Origin of the sequence: Pseudomonas sp. rhizo25, assembly GCF_031931935.1 — a bacterium.
GTDB lineage: Bacteria > Pseudomonadota > Gammaproteobacteria > Pseudomonadales > Pseudomonadaceae > Aquipseudomonas > Aquipseudomonas synxantha.
Genome location: NZ_JAUJXA010000001.1, coordinates 397,896 through 415,625 on the forward strand (window position 1 = coordinate 397,896; position 17,730 = coordinate 415,625).

General features: G+C 58.8%; 23 protein-coding genes. 2 read left to right on the plus strand and 21 right to left on the minus strand.

Features of this window, described 5'->3' with window-relative positions:
* Positions 1-9: 9 nt before the first annotated feature.
* The 17 genes from QZR30_RS01935 to QZR30_RS02015 form a co-directional block, all read right to left on the minus strand.
* Entirely contained in the window at positions 10-222 is a 213-nt protein-coding gene (locus QZR30_RS01935; RefSeq protein WP_311902886.1) for a tail protein X, read from the minus strand.
* Positions 215-598 (minus strand): phage tail protein, encoded by a 384-nt coding sequence (locus QZR30_RS01940; RefSeq protein WP_311902887.1) that lies wholly within the window; start codon positions 596-598, stop codon positions 215-217. Before QZR30_RS01940 ends, QZR30_RS01935 begins: the two co-directional genes overlap by 8 nt.
* Positions 598-2,439, minus strand: coding sequence for a phage tail tape measure protein (locus QZR30_RS01945; protein ID WP_311902888.1), 1,842 nt, complete (start codon positions 2,437-2,439; stop codon positions 598-600). Before QZR30_RS01945 ends, QZR30_RS01940 begins: the two co-directional genes overlap by 1 nt.
* Before the next feature lie 127 nt (positions 2,440-2,566).
* Positions 2,567-3,139 carry a phage tail assembly protein gene (locus QZR30_RS01950; protein WP_056845358.1) on the minus strand — a complete coding sequence of 191 codons (573 nt, stop codon included), beginning with the start codon at positions 3,137-3,139 and terminating at the stop codon, positions 2,567-2,569.
* A gap of 182 nt (positions 3,140-3,321) precedes the next feature.
* Positions 3,322-3,828: a phage major tail tube protein gene (locus tag QZR30_RS01955; protein WP_056845359.1), complete on the minus strand. Its 507-nt coding sequence runs from the start codon at positions 3,826-3,828 to the stop codon at positions 3,322-3,324.
* Complete coding sequence (locus QZR30_RS01960) at positions 3,828-4,994, minus strand: hypothetical protein (protein ID WP_057021840.1); 1,167 nt, start codon at positions 4,992-4,994, stop codon at positions 3,828-3,830. The genes QZR30_RS01955 and QZR30_RS01960 overlap by 1 nt, the downstream gene beginning before the upstream one ends.
* A 2-nt stretch (positions 4,995-4,996) precedes the next feature.
* Entirely contained in the window at positions 4,997-5,170 is a 174-nt protein-coding gene (locus tag QZR30_RS01965) for a hypothetical protein (RefSeq protein WP_164484409.1), read from the minus strand.
* Between the two features lie 86 nt (positions 5,171-5,256).
* Positions 5,257-5,493: a tail fiber assembly protein gene (locus tag QZR30_RS01970; protein ID WP_046071220.1), complete on the minus strand. Its 237-nt coding sequence runs from the start codon at positions 5,491-5,493 to the stop codon at positions 5,257-5,259.
* Between the two features lie 9 nt (positions 5,494-5,502).
* Positions 5,503-6,255, minus strand: a complete 753-nt coding sequence (locus QZR30_RS01975; protein WP_311902890.1) for a hypothetical protein — start codon at positions 6,253-6,255, stop codon at positions 5,503-5,505.
* Between the two features lie 53 nt (positions 6,256-6,308).
* The gene (locus QZR30_RS01980) at positions 6,309-6,839 is read right to left on the minus strand and encodes a hypothetical protein (protein WP_057021837.1); all 531 of its coding nucleotides are present in this window, start codon (positions 6,837-6,839) and stop codon (positions 6,309-6,311) included.
* Positions 6,836-7,474: a phage tail protein I gene (locus tag QZR30_RS01985; protein WP_057021836.1), complete on the minus strand. Its 639-nt coding sequence runs from the start codon at positions 7,472-7,474 to the stop codon at positions 6,836-6,838. The genes QZR30_RS01980 and QZR30_RS01985 overlap by 4 nt, the downstream gene beginning before the upstream one ends.
* Positions 7,471-8,466 (minus strand): baseplate J/gp47 family protein, encoded by a 996-nt coding sequence (locus tag QZR30_RS01990; RefSeq protein WP_056845364.1) that lies wholly within the window; start codon positions 8,464-8,466, stop codon positions 7,471-7,473. The genes QZR30_RS01985 and QZR30_RS01990 overlap by 4 nt, the downstream gene beginning before the upstream one ends.
* Entirely contained in the window at positions 8,463-8,795 is a 333-nt protein-coding gene (locus QZR30_RS01995; RefSeq protein WP_057021834.1) for a hypothetical protein, read from the minus strand. The genes QZR30_RS01990 and QZR30_RS01995 overlap by 4 nt, the downstream gene beginning before the upstream one ends.
* A 9-nt stretch (positions 8,796-8,804) precedes the next feature.
* On the minus strand, positions 8,805-9,416 hold the full coding sequence (locus QZR30_RS02000; protein ID WP_311902892.1) for a phage baseplate assembly protein V: 612 nt from the start codon (positions 9,414-9,416) through the stop codon (positions 8,805-8,807).
* 3 nt (positions 9,417-9,419) lie between these two features.
* Positions 9,420-9,935, minus strand: coding sequence for a hypothetical protein (locus tag QZR30_RS02005; protein ID WP_311902893.1), 516 nt, complete (start codon positions 9,933-9,935; stop codon positions 9,420-9,422).
* Between the two features lie 23 nt (positions 9,936-9,958).
* Entirely contained in the window at positions 9,959-10,297 is a 339-nt protein-coding gene (locus QZR30_RS02010; protein WP_043048845.1) for a phage holin family protein, read from the minus strand.
* 590 nt (positions 10,298-10,887) lie between these two features.
* On the minus strand, positions 10,888-11,631 hold the full coding sequence (locus tag QZR30_RS02015; RefSeq protein ID WP_172833446.1) for a LexA family transcriptional regulator: 744 nt from the start codon (positions 11,629-11,631) through the stop codon (positions 10,888-10,890).
* 234 nt (positions 11,632-11,865) lie between these two features.
* Between QZR30_RS02015 and QZR30_RS02020 the strand changes: the two genes are divergently transcribed.
* Together QZR30_RS02020 and QZR30_RS02025 are read left to right on the plus strand one after the other, a co-directional pair.
* Positions 11,866-12,354 carry a Panacea domain-containing protein gene (locus tag QZR30_RS02020; RefSeq protein WP_056845367.1) on the plus strand — a complete coding sequence of 163 codons (489 nt, stop codon included), beginning with the start codon at positions 11,866-11,868 and terminating at the stop codon, positions 12,352-12,354.
* Positions 12,347-12,718 (plus strand): hypothetical protein, encoded by a 372-nt coding sequence (locus QZR30_RS02025; RefSeq protein ID WP_057021831.1) that lies wholly within the window; start codon positions 12,347-12,349, stop codon positions 12,716-12,718. The genes QZR30_RS02020 and QZR30_RS02025 overlap by 8 nt, the downstream gene beginning before the upstream one ends.
* Positions 12,719-12,780: 62 nt before the next feature.
* On the opposite strand, the gene QZR30_RS02030 is transcribed toward QZR30_RS02025, so the two are convergent.
* The 4 genes from QZR30_RS02030 to QZR30_RS02045 all read right to left on the minus strand — a co-directional run bounded on the left by QZR30_RS02030 (position 12,781) and on the right by QZR30_RS02045 (position 17,505).
* Positions 12,781-12,990, minus strand: coding sequence for an ultraviolet light resistance protein B (locus tag QZR30_RS02030; RefSeq protein WP_311902894.1), 210 nt, complete (start codon positions 12,988-12,990; stop codon positions 12,781-12,783).
* 26 nt (positions 12,991-13,016) lie between these two features.
* Positions 13,017-13,670, minus strand: a complete 654-nt coding sequence (locus tag QZR30_RS02035) for an RraA family protein (RefSeq protein ID WP_046071212.1) — start codon at positions 13,668-13,670, stop codon at positions 13,017-13,019.
* Between the two features lie 27 nt (positions 13,671-13,697).
* Positions 13,698-14,753 (minus strand): NAD(P)-dependent oxidoreductase, encoded by a 1,056-nt coding sequence (locus QZR30_RS02040; protein WP_311902895.1) that lies wholly within the window; start codon positions 14,751-14,753, stop codon positions 13,698-13,700.
* 64 nt (positions 14,754-14,817) lie between these two features.
* Positions 14,818-17,505, minus strand: a complete 2,688-nt coding sequence (locus QZR30_RS02045) for a phosphoenolpyruvate carboxylase (RefSeq protein WP_311902896.1) — start codon at positions 17,503-17,505, stop codon at positions 14,818-14,820.
* Positions 17,506-17,730 lie beyond the last annotated feature (225 nt).

Here is a 17,730-nt window from a genome sequence, read left to right on the forward strand (position 1 = left end):
GCAGCCTCCTTATTCCCACGCCAGCACGGGACGCACGGCCGCCGGCCTGGCTTGCATCTCAGGCACGATCACCCATACGCCGGCCGGCAATAGCGGACCGTATTCAGCCAGTTCGGGATTCAAGCGCCAGAGGGTTTCTTCCGCCGCGTCGTCGCAACGCCCCAGCTCGCGATAGAGCAACAGGTTGACCGAATCACCGGCGATACTTCGCACTCTACGCATTGACGAATTCCTCCAGTTCCAGGGTCCAGCTCATCACCATGGCGGTGCCGTCATCGATCACGTTGCTTTGGGTTTCCACCACCGAATTGATCCGCCACAGGCCCCAATTACGGCCGATGCCATCGACCAACGGCAAAGGCGCCCGCGCATTTTGCAGCGCGCGCAGTTCGTCCAGGCGCTGCATACCGTTGGCGTACATGGCTGTACCGTTGAACGTGAGCTTTTCCAGCTTCTGGCCGTTCTGCCGCGACTGGGGCTTGCTGGCAATAATCGCCAGGTCACTCCAGCCGCCGTCGCTGTTGCGGATCAACGACGAATAGGCAAAGCCGCGGGACAAGCCAAAGATAAAGTCGCCGAGTATCATTTGTTGTCGCATCAATCACCTCCTGAAGGATCGGCCAGTGCCGCGTTGCGCCGGATACCCAGGGAGTCGGTGACCATAGGTATGCATTGAAACTGCAGGGCCTGGATCACCTGGTTGACGACCTGCTGGGCATCGGCAGGGTTGACACCGGTGATCTGGATACTCGGTGCAATCGTGACCTGGACGTTGTCGGTGCGGGCACTGTTGAGCTCCTTGCTCAGTGCATTGGGTGCGGGCAGGCGATCATTTGAGCTGAACAGTTTGTCACCCAGCCAACTGCCTGCTTCGCTGCCCAGCAAGCCACCGATGGCGCCGCCGACTGCGGTGCCGATACCTGGGAAAACCAGGGTGCCGAGCGCGGCGCCGGCGGATGCTCCCGCCCAGGCGCCACCGGCGGTGCTGAGACCGGTACCGACAGCCTTGGCGTCGCCAGTGCGTACGCCCTGGATCACATCCGCGGCGGTGTCGACATACTTCAGCGGGCCAAGGCGACGGGCGCCGGCAGACTCCAGCTTACTCATCACACCCAACAGCCCGGAAGCCGGTATTTTTGGCGCGGGACTCACCACAGGCAAGGCTGAACGCTCATGGCTCAAGGCCTGTGCGTGAGGCTGGGTCGTTGCGCGGGCTTCGGAAGGCAGGGGCAGTCCCCTGCGTTCCAAGGCTTCAATCAGCCCTGGGGTTCTACTTGGGATCGAATGACGCACATCAGTGTGAGTCGTTCGGTCATTGACCTGGGCCCCACGCGGCTGCAAACCTTGCACGGGTGCTCCGGCATGGAAACCATTGGACTGCGCCGGGAATAAGGGTTTGATGAAGCGCTCAGACAGACTGCGCAGCGTCGACATCACCCCAGCGTTTTTCACAGGTGCCCGCTTTGTAAACGCCGGCCTCGCCACAGACGCCTGTTTCTTCTGCGCTTGCTGTTTCTTCTGCGCGTTCCGCGCCTTCTGGTTTTTCTGCGACTTGGGCCTATTGCTACCCTTTTTCCTGGCAGAAGAGCCTCTGCGACTGGAGCGGCGACTGCTCAGTGAGGCTTGGGTTGCAGTGGCGCAGCAGCATGGCTGATCCTTTTTAAAGCCGTCGCTCTTGAACAGTTTGCCAACCACTCCAGGCAGTTTGCCCAGCGTCACGTCGACCACATTGCTCGTCACCCGACTTTTGATCGTGTCTCCCAAACCCGAGAAAAAGCCGGTAACCACAGGTGAAAACACCGGCAGAATCACCGCCTCAGCGGTTTTCACGGTGGTGGCGGCTGCCGGCGATGTGCTGGCCCAGGCATTGGCTCCGTCCATCACGTCGGTCTTTTTTTGAAGCCACACGTCTTCCCAGAGTACCGGTGCCGGCTTGAGCGTCGTGGAGAGCCGCTCCTCACTCTTTGAGGACGCCTCGCGCAGCTGCGCTATGGTTTTTTCCTTGATGGCTGGCGCAGCAAACGATTGTTGAAAGGCCGCGACCGGATCGAGGCTCTTTACCTCGCGCAGCGTCATGGCTTCACGGATCAGCCGCAGTTCTTGCGATGTGCTCGACGTAACTTCGGTGGTTGTCGCCTGATCGCTGCGTTTTTCGGTTTTGGACGGTTCAACGCCCATCGCCTTAAGCTGCGGCAAGGAGGCTTGCAGCGCGTCCACACTATCGCGCAGTAACCCCAGGGACAGCGAAAGACCCTGAAGTTGCAAGCCGGCATTGGTCAGCTCCAGGCCCATCGAGGACAATGGCGCCGCCTCTGCATGACTTTCAAATGCCAACGGGCCCGGGTTAACACTATCGGCACCCTTCGCGCCGCCTGCGTTGCTGAATACACCCTGGCCATCCTTGACCATGGCATATGCGAGCGAATACTTGTCCTGCATCCCGCTTACTCCTGTTTAACGCCAAGGCGAGTGATCGCAATGTCGTAGCGGCGCAATGCTTTTCCGGCGTCCCAGTCGAGGATCTCCGTCTCATTGACCGAGTAGATCAGCGGCACCACATCGAGGATTACGTCGATGTCGCGCTGCGAAAGAAGTCCGCCGGTTGATTTAAAAAATCGTCGATGCGCTCCTGCAGTTCCGTCCAGTCGGGCACGGTCAAACCGGCCAGGTCGGGAATCATCAGGCCAGTGCAATGGGCGGTAATGAACTCGGCGCGCTCTTTGTTGGTGGCGAGCTTTTTCATCACTTTGGTGGCGCGCAGGGCGGGCATTTCCAGGGGCAGTTCAGTCAGGGTTCGGCCGGCTGCGTCCAGGGGCAATAGCAACTGGACGGGTTGGTCGTGGGGTGTCGCGTCCTGTGCGTCCATGAAGAACGACGCAGGGCGCGTCGACATTTCATGTACGTACTGGGCAATGCTCACGTAGTCCGGACGCTTGAGCTGATCGAGCTCTTTTTCCGACAGGCCGGTGGCGAGTTTCGCCAGTTCGAAAAACTGATCGTCCTCGTCATCACCGGCCCGGGCCAGCGCGTCTTTTTGCGCGGCGTAAAACAACGGTTTGAGCTGAACCTGCTGGATCGTCGCGCCGGTGTCGGCGGTGATCGGAGCCAGCAGGATATGCAACGGTGGCATCCAGGCCATGGGGCAATTCCTTGTTGAAAGGTATTGAAAAGTACCGAAAATCCAGATCTGAACGCGGTCCCTGTGGGAGCAGGCTTGCCTGCGATAGCATCAACTCGGTGCTCCAGACACACCGAGTCGCCTGCATCGCGGGCAAGCCCGGCTCCCACATTGACCGTGCCTGCCTTAGATTGCAGTCATTTTTAAGGCATCAGTACGGCGCGGCGCGCATCGCCAAGAATGTCGACACCGTTGAGCACGAACTTCTGGGTGCGCACGTCGATGTCGATCACCGAAATGCCATTTTCCAGACGGTTGTAGGTACGGCAAGACAGTTCCAGTGTGGTGGTGGCCTTGTCGCCCATCTTCAGCTTCGCCTCCTCCAGGGATTTGAGCTTGCCGCCGACGGTGTGGTAGGTGAAGTAGGTCTTGCCGTCCTGGTCCTGGCCGGCTTCACGCACGTTCAGCAAAATGTCGTCGCCCGTGCGCACGCCCAGGGCCAGCATGATTTCCGGGCCGGCACCTTGCAGCACCAGTTTGGCATTGAGCACTTTGCCGCTCTTGGCCATTTCTTCGGCGATGAAACGCCCGCCGGACATGGCTTCCATGTCGAACTCGATCTTCGGCGGGGTGAACTCTTCCACGGTTGCGGACAACGGCAGGCCTTGAAGGGTGGCCGCGATGGCCTGTCTGACTCGGTTGGTAAACATTAGAGAACGTCCTCCAGGAACTGCTCGATGATTTCATCGCGGGCGTTGAGTTGATAAACCATGTGTTCGTTCGGCGCGTAGCGGCCGTAGTCGATAACGATGAACCAGGTGCCGTTCTTGTACTTCTCGACGCTGTTCAGTTCCGGGTGCAGGTATACGCTGCCGCCGGGAATGGTTTCGTCGGCCACCAGGGTTTGCAGCCAGTCGTTGATGCGCTTGACCTCCTGGTCCATGAAGGACTTGGTGAGGTTCTTGGCCATGGCTTTCTGGCCGGCCTTGACCAGCTTGCGGCTGATGGCATCTTCCAGGCCGACGTAGCTGATGAACTTGCCGGTGATGGAGCGGTTACCCAACAGCGAGAAACCGCCGAGGATGGTGCGGGCGTAGTAGCTCACGCCATGGCGGTTGAGCAGGTCGCCCTCGGTGGAGGTGTCGAGGATGTTGTACTCGACGACGCGTGAAACGTCCTCGGCGAAGGTCACTTGGTTGCCGGGGCTTTCCCACTGCTTGACCTTGGCCAATGCGGCGATGGCCAACGAGGATGGCGACAGGAACACGTTTTTCTTCGCGGCCTTGGAGTACACCGACGGCATGTTGTGCACCAGCAGGCAACGGTCGAAACCAAGGTCGGCACCGCCCAGCTCGCCGCTGTAGGCAACTTGGTCTGCAACGGAAGCGTCCTTGCCATCCAGCACCACACGCGCCTTGATGCGCTTGCCGAAGGAGGCGAATTCACCGGCCACGGCCTTGGTGCCGGTAAAGCCTGGGGCGCCAATGATGGTCAGGTCTTCCGGGACGCTGCTCAGGGCCGCCAGGCCCAGCTTGCGACCGGTGACCGGGTCGTTGCCGCCGATCACATTGTTGACGGTATCAGCCGGGGTGGCGCCTTCTTCGACAATGACCACATAGACCGGCACCTTGACCACTTTGAGGATCTGGTACACAGCCTGGAACAAGGTGCCCGACTCGGTGCCGGTAGGGTCCAGCAACGCCTGGGTGGTGAAGCTGTTGATACGGAACGGCGCGTTTTTCGGGATCGATGCGTGGGCATTCGGCGCAGTGCCGACCAGGCCGATCACGTTATCACCCAGGCCACCCATGGCCTCGGGGGATTCAGTGGCATTCACAGTGATGCCGTTGTGCTCGAAGTTCAGGACTTCTGCCATGGTTATTCAGCCTTCTTGGGGGTGGAATTGAGGACGCTGGTCAGTTCAAGGCGGCCAGCGGTGCGTAGGGCGGATGCTTCGACGTCGAGCAGTTCCAGTTCCTCGCCGGCGGTGGACCAATGGCCGTTGCCGATGGGGAATGGGATGAGGACGGTGTAAGTTTGACGATCAGACATAAGTGAATTCTCCGGGTGTGGAACGCCAAAGCCCCTGCAGGAGGGGCTTTGGGGAGGCGAAAAAAAACCGCTTTCGCGGTTGTCAGTTACTTTAGGAAATCGGGTTTGGATGGCCAGAGTACTGTGTCTGGATCGTCTCCCTGATCTGGAATATCACGCAGCTTCTGGCGATATTCAGCAAATATGAGCTTGTGACTGTCGAGCATCGGATAGTCTGGCATTGCTGCATAATCACTCGCCGACAAGTCTTGATCCCTTGCCTTACGAATCATTTCCCACTTGATAATCGGATGGAGTTCCGCAGGTATAAATTGTGGTTTCATATTCTCTCCTCAGCCTAGAGCCAACATCGTGCCCCAGTCACCTGGGTTGGTTACAACGCCTGTGCAAGCCCCTGCCAGCATCACCTCAACGACGCCAGTTGATGATGTGCGCATCGGGTGCAGATGGTAATAACTACCAAACAATTCTGTAGGAGAAATGACACTGGAACACCAGCGCCATTTGCCTTTCTCAACGCCATTACTCCATGCTCCAGACACGTTACCTTCCAAAAGACGCACGAATGCACCTACCGTCAGGTAGGAGTTCTGTGGTACTGCACCAGAGCCATTCGCGAGCGCCATATCGACCGTGTAAGGGAACGCAAGCCAAGGACTAACGCCTGAAACCGACCATTTCATTTGCCACAGATATACAAACGTGCGCCAATAGTCGCTCGCCCTGATTTCAAAGTTTGGATATTGTTCACGCACATCTGCCTGCACCTGAAGCATGAAATCCACATCAGTCTGCGGGCGTCCGGCCGCTTGAGAGACAGGGGTGATAGTTCGCAACTTGGTGGGCGTCACTTCAGCATGAATCCCCCAGTTTTCAATCAGTGTCCCGTCGGCATTGGGGGAAAGATTAAAGTTCTTGGTGACCGCTAACCTTGGGAGTCTATTTTTCAACTCCGCCAATTGAGCGTCATACGCCAAGCGGGCATCCGCTATCGCCTTGTCAATTTCCCCGACTTTTCCGGTAATAACACTAGTCAAGTTATTTGCCGCACTAACGACGGCAGCAAGTTGCTGTTCAGTACTCAAATGAAAGCTCCTAAACGCTTGGAGAGCGTCATGTAAAATCAATTAAAAACGCTCTATTTCTTTTCGACTTCCATCACCCGAAATAGAACCCCTACACCGCGTGCCATATTGTCTATGCTCGCGGCCGACAAGGCCGCAATTTCATCAGTCAATAACACATTCAAATTCTCACTCCCCACCACAATCGTCACGCTATCCGCCGGCAACGGCGAAATATCCAGCGTAAACTTCTGCAGCACTCGCGCCGCCGCCGCTTTATACGTCAGCAACTTCCCCGCTACGGAATACACCGCCAGCAAGGTCCCACTGGCGAGGTAAAAACCGAACTCACCAATCTCATACTCACCATCGCCATCAAACAGCGCGGCCATCCTGAGTTGGCGCTCGCCCAGGTCTTCGTAATCGACGATGGCCACCCGTTGGCGCTCGTCACGCAAGGCGACTTCGCTGCCGTCAGGGTTGTAGCGGCCAGTGCCGGCGCCGATGTGGGTGATTTCGCCTTTGAGGCCCTGGTTCTTTGCCTGCAGCACTTCATCCAAACCTTTGGAGGTGAAGCGCACCAGGCGCGTGATTTCATCTGTCATGGCTGCGCCCTGAGGTCGTAGTCGTTAATGGTGTAGTGCTGGGCAACCCCGGCACTGTTTAACCGGGCAACCAGCGCCAATTCCGGCAACGCGCCGTTTAGATAGAACTCGCCGTCGCTTAAAGGAGCGTCGAGGACTTGTGTGAACGCGAGTTGACCTTCGGTCTCATGCACGATGGTAATCGTCGCCTGATCGCGCTCACTCTTGGCCGCATTGATACGCCGGATCAGCCGGTTGTGATCGCCGCTGGACCAACTGCGTCCGATGATCGCCTGCACGTCGAAGGTGTAAGGCACACCCAAAGGGCGCTGCTGATACCAGGCGCTGATGTTGGGGGTAAAACCCAATGACTCCACCGCATGACTCAGCGCCTTGGGCGTACCGGCCTGGCGCTGGATCTGCCAGGACAATGCGACGGTCAGACGCTTTTCCGCCTCGCTGGCCTCGGCATCCCATTCGCTGACGCCGCGATCGGCGGCCAGGTAAGGGAGGAATTCGCTTGGGGTTTGAAGTGGATTCATCAGCGCTGGAAACGGCGGTGTGACTCGTTCAAGCAACGTGCCGAAGCCCAAGTCCAACGCCTTTTCCAGCGGTGAACTGTTGGCCGGCAACAAACTCGCTTTAGGTTCACTCATAGCGTGCGCACCTCCACCTCGACACCCGTGCAATACGGGGCCTGGAACGCGGTGCTGACAATCGGCGCCAGCGGTTCAAGGATTTGCAGTTGCGCAGCGCCAGCGCTGTGTATGGCATAGTCGATCCAGCTGGGGTCAACCCGCCCTTCCAGGCGATGGCAGGACTCTGCGTAGTCTTGCAGCAGTTTCTGCGCCGCTACTTGGGTCAGCCCGGAGTCCGGGCCGGCGTTGATCTTGGCCACCACGCGAATCTTGTAAGGTTGAATCTGAGCGCCCTGGACGGTGACAAGATCGGTTTCCGGCCTTACATCCGGCCGTGCGAAATGTCGACGTACACCGTCAAGCAAGTCCGCAGACGGTGTACCGTCGCCCTCCCTGGAAAGCACGGTGACCATGACTTCGCCCGGTGCGGTGCGTCGAGCGTTGCCGTCCTTGACCTGGGCCGCATAACCATCCGGATCGAAGGTGTAGGTGACGGTCACCACTCCCGGCGTCGCACTCTGCACTTTCACCGCAGGACGCTCGCCAAGGGTGAAGACTTCGCGGCGATACTGCATCCGCGAGCCGGCCGCCGGAGCATGGGGCGCCAGGTAGTAACGCAGGCGAGCGTCGTCGTCGCTTTCCAGGGTGGGCGGCACGGGCGGGAAAGCCGCCGGGTCGCCAGGGTCGAGCACTTGGCGCTCCAGGCCCATATCGGCCAGGCGCGCATCCAGGTTGCTGCCGGTGGCCCACCACGCGAGCATTTGCTTGATACGGGCGTTGTATTTGCGCTCATGGGTTTGCAGGCGCACGCAAAACGCTTCCAGGGCCAGGGTCAGCAGTTCGCTTTCGTTGTCGAGGCTGACCTTGAGTTTGGCCGCGCTTTGCGGAGCTCGGCTGGCAACGTAGTCGATGACGAACGCCTTGAACTCGGCCAGCAACGGTTCGAACTCATCCACCTTGATGATGGCCGGTTCCGCCAGTTGGTTCTGGCCGGGGATCAGCATGCTCATGTCACGACCTCGAAGGATTGTTGGCGGTTTTTCCAGGTGCCGGCAAACCGCAGCAGCAGGCCGGCGCCTTGGCGGGTGGCGACGATGACCTGGGGTTCAAAATCGTCGATGCCGTTGTGGGTGTTGTAGAACGCCTGGGCGGCGTGGCTCTGGGCGAGGATCAGCAGGTCATCACCGAGGTTTTGCCCGAGCAACTGCGGGATCAGCGAACCGTACAACGGACGCTTTTGCCGAGTGCCCACGGGGGTGGTCAGCGCTCGGGTGGCGCGCTGCACAAATTGCAGCCAGTCATCGACGGCTGCCCCGGTGTTCCTCTCGATTCCGAGCATGGGGTGTCCTTATCGGGGGCTGATGAGTCGTCCTTGATGGTCCACTACCGGGCCGCTGAAGTGAGCTCCGCCAGCATCCAGCAACAGGCTGGTGCCGCCGATTTGCAAAGTGATGCTCTGGGCATTCATGGTCAGGCTGGCAGCGCCGACTTTAATGTCGACCTGTTCACGGGAGCCGCTGACGGTGGTTGGGCCGTTGACCCAGTTGAAGGTATGGCTGGCGTCGTCGTAGTCGCTTTGGGTGCCGTCTTGATGGCGACGCCTGGTCAGCGTCGCAACGCTGGAGACCGGCGGAAAGCGATCACTGTTGAGGCCGAACAGAGCCACTGATTGCACGCCGCCCTCCCCGCCACCGTAGTTAAGCAACAGGCATTGCTCGCCCACCGTTGGAATGCGGGTTTCCGTTTGCGCACCGGCGCTGGGGTTGAAAAAGCGGATCGCCGGGGTCAGCAAATCACCGTGGCTGACCTTGCAGGTGTTGCTGGCCGCATCGACCTGCTGGCAAATGCCAATCCGGCAGAAGCTTTCAGCGCGGCGGTAAAGGTCTTCGAGTTGGGTCTCCATCTCTGCCAGGCGTTCGACGATCGGTCCCAATTGCATGCGTAACAGCGCGTCGAACATGGGCTACTCCGCCAGTGGTTTGTATTGGGCCGGGTCGTCGATATTGGAGACGTCCCAGGTGCAGGCAAACAGCGGCTGGCCTGTAGGATCCTCAAGTAGCGGCGGCCCCAGATAGAGGGTTTGGGTGAAGGAGACCGTCCAGGTGTCGTAGTCCGCATCAAGGGTGCTGCGCACAGCCGGAGCGGCAACAATATTTGCGGGCAGATCGCACTGTGCCTGGGGCAGGTTCCAACGGTTATCCAGCACCAGGTCCATCAGTTGGCTGGCCAGGTCGCAGGCATCGAACGGCAATGCACCGGGGGCGACCATGGCCCTGATTGAAATGCTCAGCACGTGGGCCTTGCGCCCTTCGCGAGAGCGAATGCCCGGGCCATTGCCTTCGACGGTGACCTGCACACCGGTTTTTTCAGCGTCGCCCTGGAAGTCCTGGTGGCTGCCGACCTTGAGGTCCGGGAAGGCTGCATGCAGCGCAGCGCCCACGGCCTGGGGCAGTTGGGATGGCTTTTCGATAAGCGTCATTTTAAGTAGCGTCCTTGCAACAATTACTGCGGGTCCTGGCCGGAGCCTTGGTTGATCCCGATGCGCTTGGCCGCCCACCGCTCATAAAGGCCTATGGCCACATCGGCACCGGCCATGGCGGTCAGGCAACCAATGGCGCCGGCGGTCCAGATCGACATGCCGGCGGCGTAGCACAGCATCAGCGCCGAAACCCCGCAGACCATGCAGGCCCCGGAGCGCAGCGCCAGACGGCGGATCAACGACCAACCGCGGGCACCTTCCTTGTCGGCGCGCCACATTTCTCCAGACACTCCGCCGATCACGGCCAATACGATCACCAGCCAGATAGGCATTTCCGCTAACGCTTGCTGTTCATTTGTCATGTCACGCCTCCTGGCTGAGCAATTAATAATCCATATTTCATTTACACATGCTTCGATAGGTAGGCATTCCAAAAAGCCCGGTTACCCGGGCTTTTCAGTAATGCTGTCCTCGGACTTTCGGCGCTACTGGCGCGGTACGGTCCTTTCCTCAATGTTTTTCCGACCACGATCCCTGTCTGCCGGATAACTGCTTCTGGTGCTTTACGCTGCACACCCGGGTCAGTTGCCAACCCTCTGAACCGTCAAGGCCGGTTCATCGCTGCCTGTTTTTGAAGCGTTGAAACTAAAGAGCGTCGGCATCCTTGCCGGTGTTGCCTGGCATCCCTGCCATCGCTTCGATGGCGTCCTTGCCGATGTTGCGTGCCTTCCTTGTCTTCCTTGGCAGCATCCTTGCCGCCTCCACCAGGCCTTGTTGGCTGGCTTGAGGTGAAGAATATGCATGTATGCATATACAGTCAATGCATAAATGCATTTATTTTGGCCATGGAAATGCACGTATGCATTCGAAGCCTTGCGGGCTTGGGGTTTGGCGGTTTTCTGCGGGCGAAAAAAAACCCGCTCATGGGCGGGTTTCGTCTTACGCGAGGAGGTTAACGGGCGTACATGCCCCACCAGAAAACATGCCCGAGAATGCTGATCTGCTCATCCTGGATATCCTGGAAGCTGTAGTCCTCATCCGGATGCTCATCACGGTTGAAACTGCGCAGGCGGATTCCCGAAGGCAGGCGGTAGAGCTGTTTAACCCGCAGTTGGCCGTTGTGGTTGATGGCATACAGATCACCATCAACGATATCGCCGATGCCGCTCTTGCCGGCATTCACGCCAACCGTGGCGCCGTCGCGCAGTACCGGCAACATACTGTTACCGCGCACCGTCACGCACTTGGCCTGGTCGAACTGCACTCCGTTATGCCGCAGGCTGCGCTTGCCGAACCGCAGGCTGGCCTTCTCGCTTTCCTCGATGACGAATCTTCCTGATCCAGCAGCCAATTCAACCTCGCGCAGAAAGGGGATCGACACCTCGTCATCATTGACGGGAGTGTCGTCGTCCCACAGGCTTATGTCCTTGAGTTCCGAATGCATCGGGTCGCGCCCGTCATCGCGCAACCCACCCACCGCAGCGCGCCCGCGCAGTTGGTCGGTGCTCACGCGAAAATACTCGGCGATGCGCGAGATGTGTTTATCCGACGGATCAACGATCTTGCCGCTGAGGATCCGGGACAGTGTGGATTGAGGCACGCCGGTGCGCCGATGAAGCTCCGTGGGGGAGATTCGGTCGCGATCCAGCAGCTCTCTTAAGACGATAGAAACGTTGCGTTTTTGCATAACGCGGATAGTGACGGGAGTTTTCGGAGTTGGCAAATGCTAATTTGCATATTTATGCATTAAACAGCCAATTCTGTTTACCATGAAACAAAATACTGTATATGCAAACAGTGAACTACCCATTACTCTTGCGGGCGGCCTGATGTTGAGACACCAAGGATTTCAGCGTCCCTTGCTTATCGACAATTCAGGGGCTATGTATAAAACTCATTAATCACCTAGCCAGCAACGACGGAGGTGCTCATGGCTTATTCAGCGCTAGCTGTCGCTAACGCCTTCATTGAACGTGCGAAGGAAGGCAAGGTTTCGGGCCTGACCCCGATGAAGCTGCAGAAACTGTTGTTCTATACGCAGTCCTGGCATTTGCGCGAACGGGACCAGCCCCTTATGGATGACCACTTCGCCCGCTGGCAATATGGCCCGGTCATCCCGTCGCTTTACCATGAGTTGAAATCCTATGGTAATCGCCCGGTGACCGCGCTGCTCAGCAACCTGAAGCCCGACGCCGAAGACATTGTCTTCGTGACACCGAGGGTTCCTGAGAGCGACACCTACACCCATCGTTTGATTGACCGGATCATTAACAAATACGGCAAATGGTCCGGCACCCAACTGTCCAACCTTTCCCACGAGGACGGCACAGCCTGGGCCCTCAAGGGCGCCGACGGTTCGGCCATTGACTGGGAAGACATGGCAGCACTCATTCACCCAAAGAGCCGCATCCGTGAGTGAGGAACTCGATAACCTGGAACTCACCCTGCCCCCCGTGGCAGGGCCTGACCAGGACTCCCAGGCCGGCGGCGAGCAAGCCCTAGGCACCGACGATGAAAGAAGCCAGAACCTCAAAGACCAGAAGGCCGAAAGGCAACTGCGCAAGAAGTATGCGGGGCGTGCGTTTTGGTTCGCTGCGTGCGGGGTGATCTTCTGGGGGGTCCTGCTGGTGTGGAATGGCTGGTCGACGTATTACTCGGGTAAGGCGCCGTTCTCGGACAATGTGTTGATTGCCATCACTACGGCGACTTCAATCAATTTGTTTGCGGCGTTTCTTGGGGTGATCAGAGGGTTGTTTCCGGCTAGTGGGCGTAAATCCAAATAGTCTGGTCGTACTCATGCCCCTGACTTCTCTCTATCCGGCATTGAGATGTGAGCACGCAAAAATCAGCTCATCATTTTCAAGACACTGATCGGATTTTTAGTTTTTGCCCACCTTATCCAGCAGCGACCGGCTGCAAAAATCGCACCGAGGCGGAGTTTCATCTTGCGGCCAACACTCCAGATTTCCGCCACGTCCGTATTGCGCAAGACCCAGTCCCGCTTAATCGGGTCGGTGATATTGGCCACCCCGGCCAGCATCAATTGAAGCCGCACCCGCGGCGGCTTCTGTCGTCGGCCAGTCAGCGGCGCGGAGTCTGCAAAGCGTGGTAGCCGTAATCGGCGCGAGCTTTGCGTAAAGGAACGCCCGCCTCGATAGCCGCACGAATATGTTCTTCGGCCTGGTGGATTTCTTCGGCCACCTCCAGCACTTCGCTCAGTGAGCCGGCCGGAATCACCACCAGGCCGTCACCGTCGCCGCGCAACCAATCATCGGGTTGTACCCGCACGCCACCCAGCGTAACGGGCGCCTGGATCGCTTCGACACGCACGCGATCCTTGCCGGTGCGCATCCAGTTCCCCCGGGAAAAGATCGGGTAGTTAAGCTCCAACGCACGGTCGACATCGCGGCAGATACCGTCAATCACCGTCCCGGCCAACTGCTTACGGGCGGCGGTAGAGGTCAGCAAATCGCCCCACACGGTGGTGTCGAGCCGCGCCTGGTTGTCGATCACTACCACCTGGCCGGCCTCAAGGTCGTCGATGTAGTCACCCACCGAGCCGCCGTCCAGGCCAATAGGGCCGTAGCGCAGGGTCCAGGCTTTGCCTGTAAGGTTGAACGACCGGTCCAGAGGCATGATGTCGGTGCACTGGCAAACGATTTTCAGGCGGTCCATCGCATCGCTGAGGTCGGTGCAACTCAGGGCGTCGAGGCGGGTAACAATAGAGGTTTGCATGATGTGGCCTTCCTTATGTCCTGTGGGTTAACGCGCGGTGGCGTCGGCACTGAATGCGTGGATCTTGTCGACGATCTGGCGTGACGCCGTCCGGATTGCCGTGGCGGTATTGCCAGCGATGTGCGGCGTCAATTGCGCATTGGCAATAGCGGTCAATGGCGAGTCGAAGCGGTCTTTTTCAAGGGCAAAGGTATCGATGGCGACGGCTTTGATATGCCTGGGAAACTGGCGCATGAAGGCGGCCAACTGGTGTTCGTCGACGATCCCGCCGCGCGCGGTATTGATGAGGATTGATCCCTGGCGCATCTGCTGGAACTCGGCAGTGCCGAACAAGCCTCGGGTCTGCGGGGTGAGCGGTACGTGGATCGAGACGATGTTCGCCTCGGCCAGTAACTGTTCAAGACCTGCCCGTCGTTCAAGCCCAAGGCTGTGCGCCACCGGTTCGGTAAAACGTTCGGACCCGGTAGCGATCACCTTGATGCCCAGCGCCGCAGCCTTGCGCGCCACCTGCCGGGCAATGCTGCCGGTGCCCACCAGCCCAAGCGTCAGTTCGGCGTATTCGCAGGCAGGTGCCAAGGAGCCTTTTGCCCAATGGCCGTTGTGCGTTTCAGTGTTGTAGTCATCCAGGTCGCGCGACAGAAACAGCGCCTGGGCCACGACGTATTCGGCAACAGCGGCCGCGTTGGAGCCTGGGGTGTTGAGGATCGCCACACCACACTGCTCGCACGCCAGCCGATCAATATGATTGACCCCTGTGCCAGCCTGGGCAATGGCGCGCAGTGGCGTGGCCAACGCCGGCGAGGTGGCAGCGCGGATCAGGCCAGCGCCCAACGGGATGTTCAGGCGCGTCTTGAACACGCTGTAGCCCCCGGCCTGACTCACGGCGGCAATAAAGCCAGGCTCGTCATGGCAGTTGATCTCGGCATAGTGAATGCGCGTGCCGTAGTGCTGGCGAATGCGCTCTTTGTCCGCGAAGTAATGCAGGTTGAGGGTGACGCCCAGACCCAGTTCAAGAAAGCGATCGACTTCCTCAAACAGTAACGGCGGCCCGGGGGCATCCAGTATCAGGGTGGTAACTGCCATACAGTTGATCCTCTTGGAGGGTAGCGCCTGCCGATACCCAGGTTGCCCTGGGCATCGGGGTTAATCACCAGGTGAAATGGTGGGCGCTTGCGGGATCGACCAGGCCTGCATCGGTACTCACGGCCGCGAGGAACCCGCTGTAGAAATCATTCAGCGATGACGACTGGATGAACGCGGGATTGCTTTTGGCGTAGATCAGAAACAAGCGATAGATTCGCAAGTTCTTTTCCTTGAGGTAGACCTCGGCCTTGAGACTGGGCCACAGGTTGAGCAAGCTGCCCTCCTTGATTTTCCATGGATCTGCCGGCTCGGTGCCGGTGGTGGCCTTGTACACAAAGCGCTTACCTTCAATCACTTCCAGATGCAGGCTGGCCAGCAGCTGTTCGGCGGTGCCGACGGCTTCGGTCTTCAAGGCTTGCGCCAGCATCTGGATATGGGCCTTTTCCGGGATGCTGCCGGTCAGGGTCAGCCAGGCGCATTTGAGGTCGGTTCGCGCAATGGCGTAGGCCATGCCTTTGACGTAGGTGTGAAAGCTCTCATCCTCGTTGAAGGCCTTGGACAAGTAAGTTGCCGGTTCTTGCGCAAACTGCCCGACGCCGATCAGTTCGCTGTGCAACCCACCGGCAAGCAAGGCGCGGGTCCAGGGAATCGCACGAATGGCATCGGGACGCGACTCGAACACCTTGATGTTGAAGATACGAGAAGGCGGCCGGGTGCCTTTGGCTGTGGCCCTGACCACATCGAATCGCGCCAGGTCCCGCAGCAGGGAAGGCAGCGCCGGATGCTCGAAGAACGTCGCCTGGTAGCGGCGCACCACGTCCCCCCAACGCTGAATCCTGCCGGCAATGACCTCCTCGGACGGCTGCGGCTGGTGCTCGGCGTGCATACGGTACAACTGGCTGAGAAAGTTGACGGACTGGTTGCGGGTCAGCAGATGAGCGCGCATCTCCGCGCAGCCGGCCAGCATGAAGCGGGTTTCCGGGCCCTCCAGCGCGCCGAACTCCTGCAAGGTCTCGGCGATCACCCCATTACACCGTGCGTGTTCCCCGCCCATGATGACGTGGACGACCACCTCGATGCCGTAGCGGGCCGCGATCAGCTTGTGCTGGTTGGCAATCGCCATGTTCAGCTTGTGCATGGCCTTACCGCCTTGCTTGCCCGTGTCGCTGGGGCCAAACGTAATGTATTGGAGGTGGCCGCGCGTTGCCAGATGCTGGCGGTACACCGGGTTTTCGTACACCTCATGTACCGTGGCCAGCGTGCGCTCGGCACCCGCCAGGTCTTCGGGTTGCAGGGCGATGTCAATCCCGTCCCGCACCTGGGCCGCTTTCATCAGGAACAGCACCTCCAGCGCGCTGAGGGCCGAGGTGTACTCGGCGATCCCGTGGAGTTTCATCCGGTCGCGATAACGGTCGATCATTTCAAACCGTTCCACCGCGTTGCGCGCATCGTGCATACGGATATAGCTCGGGTCCTGCTCCATCAGCGCAATGTAATCCTGGCCGGCATATTGCTCGGCTTTCCGGGTGTAAATCGGCGTGGTGCGTTGCAAATACTCCTGCCACAGGGCAGCGGGCGTCCGGGCCGCCCCGCCCTCCAGCGCGACCTCAAGGGCGGCCTGACGCGCACGCTCATCCAGCTCGTGATAGTGCCGGCCCTGGCCCAGGCCGATGGTTTCCAGCCACTGGCTGGAAAGGATCTCATCGACCACGCTGCTGAACATCTCGGCGTTTTCACGAAACTCGATATCCAGATAGTGAAAGCCAAACGCATGCACCCGCAGCAGCAGACGGTCGATGGCGGCGGGCTGGGTAAAACGGATGCTGCTCAGTGCGTCGATCAGTTCGGCGGGACGCTTGAAATGCTCGGGATGATCCTTGCCCACGCGAGCACGAATCTCTTCAAGGCGATGCCGTGCGCCGCCGTCCTTGATCAGACTGTCGATATCAGCGATGTAGCGATTGCGCAGCGCCGTTTCCAGCGCCACCACCAGGGTTTCGGTGTGCTGGTTGGTGTCATAGGGGCGGCCATCCTTGTCGCCGTATAACCAGGTGAACAAGGTCAGCCATTTTTCCTGCGGCGCCAGGCCCAGGGCGTGATGCACGTCGGGCAACGCGTCATACACACTGTCGGCGTAAAAAATCTGTGACTCGATATCGGTGCCATTACTGCCCGACCACACGGCGTTGTACAACTCCAGCAGGAGCTGCGCAGTGACTTGAGGCTTTTTCAGGCCACGATCCTCGACGTGCTGTGCCAGTTTCTGCAAGACCAGCACAACGGAATGCTTGAGCTGGTCGGTCTCTTTGCACAGCACTCCCAGGCTGATATTTACTCCCGCAGGCGCTGCAATCAACTGCGGATCGAGCGTGAGCAACTGACGAGGCAGACTGGCTTGCGAAGCAATCTGGGTCGCCACACTCCTGACCGACAATTCGAACAGCAGTTGCTTGATCAGTAACAACTTCCAGAACGCCTCGACGTCTTTGCTGGAGCGCGATTCGAAGAACGCCTTGCCCAGAGCTGCGGCCAATTTCGAATCACCCTTGTCCAGATACGACAGCGTATCGATTTCAGCATAGATCCTGAGACAGGCACGGGCATGCGGAGTGTGGGAAGCATCATCCGTGTTGGCCTTGAGTGCGTGCTCCAGGGCTCGCCATAGGACGTCATGCAGTAGCGCGGGGTTGGTATGACCGATTGAGGGGCGAGTTGATGCATTTTCCAGTATGGAGTTGATCACATGATTCATGGGTTCAAGCCTCGATAATTGTCAAATCCCTTGTTTGCAGTGCGCCGAACAGACACACGCAAAATCATCAATGTCCCAGGCTTAACCCACTGCGTCGTAACGAACGGAAATAACCTGTTCGCCGACAGAAAGCCCCCTTGTCGGTACCGAAAAACGGCAAAAAAATGAAACAATTTGTTACATCCGTGAGCAATAAAACATGCTCCGAATTTTTCAACAAAAGAC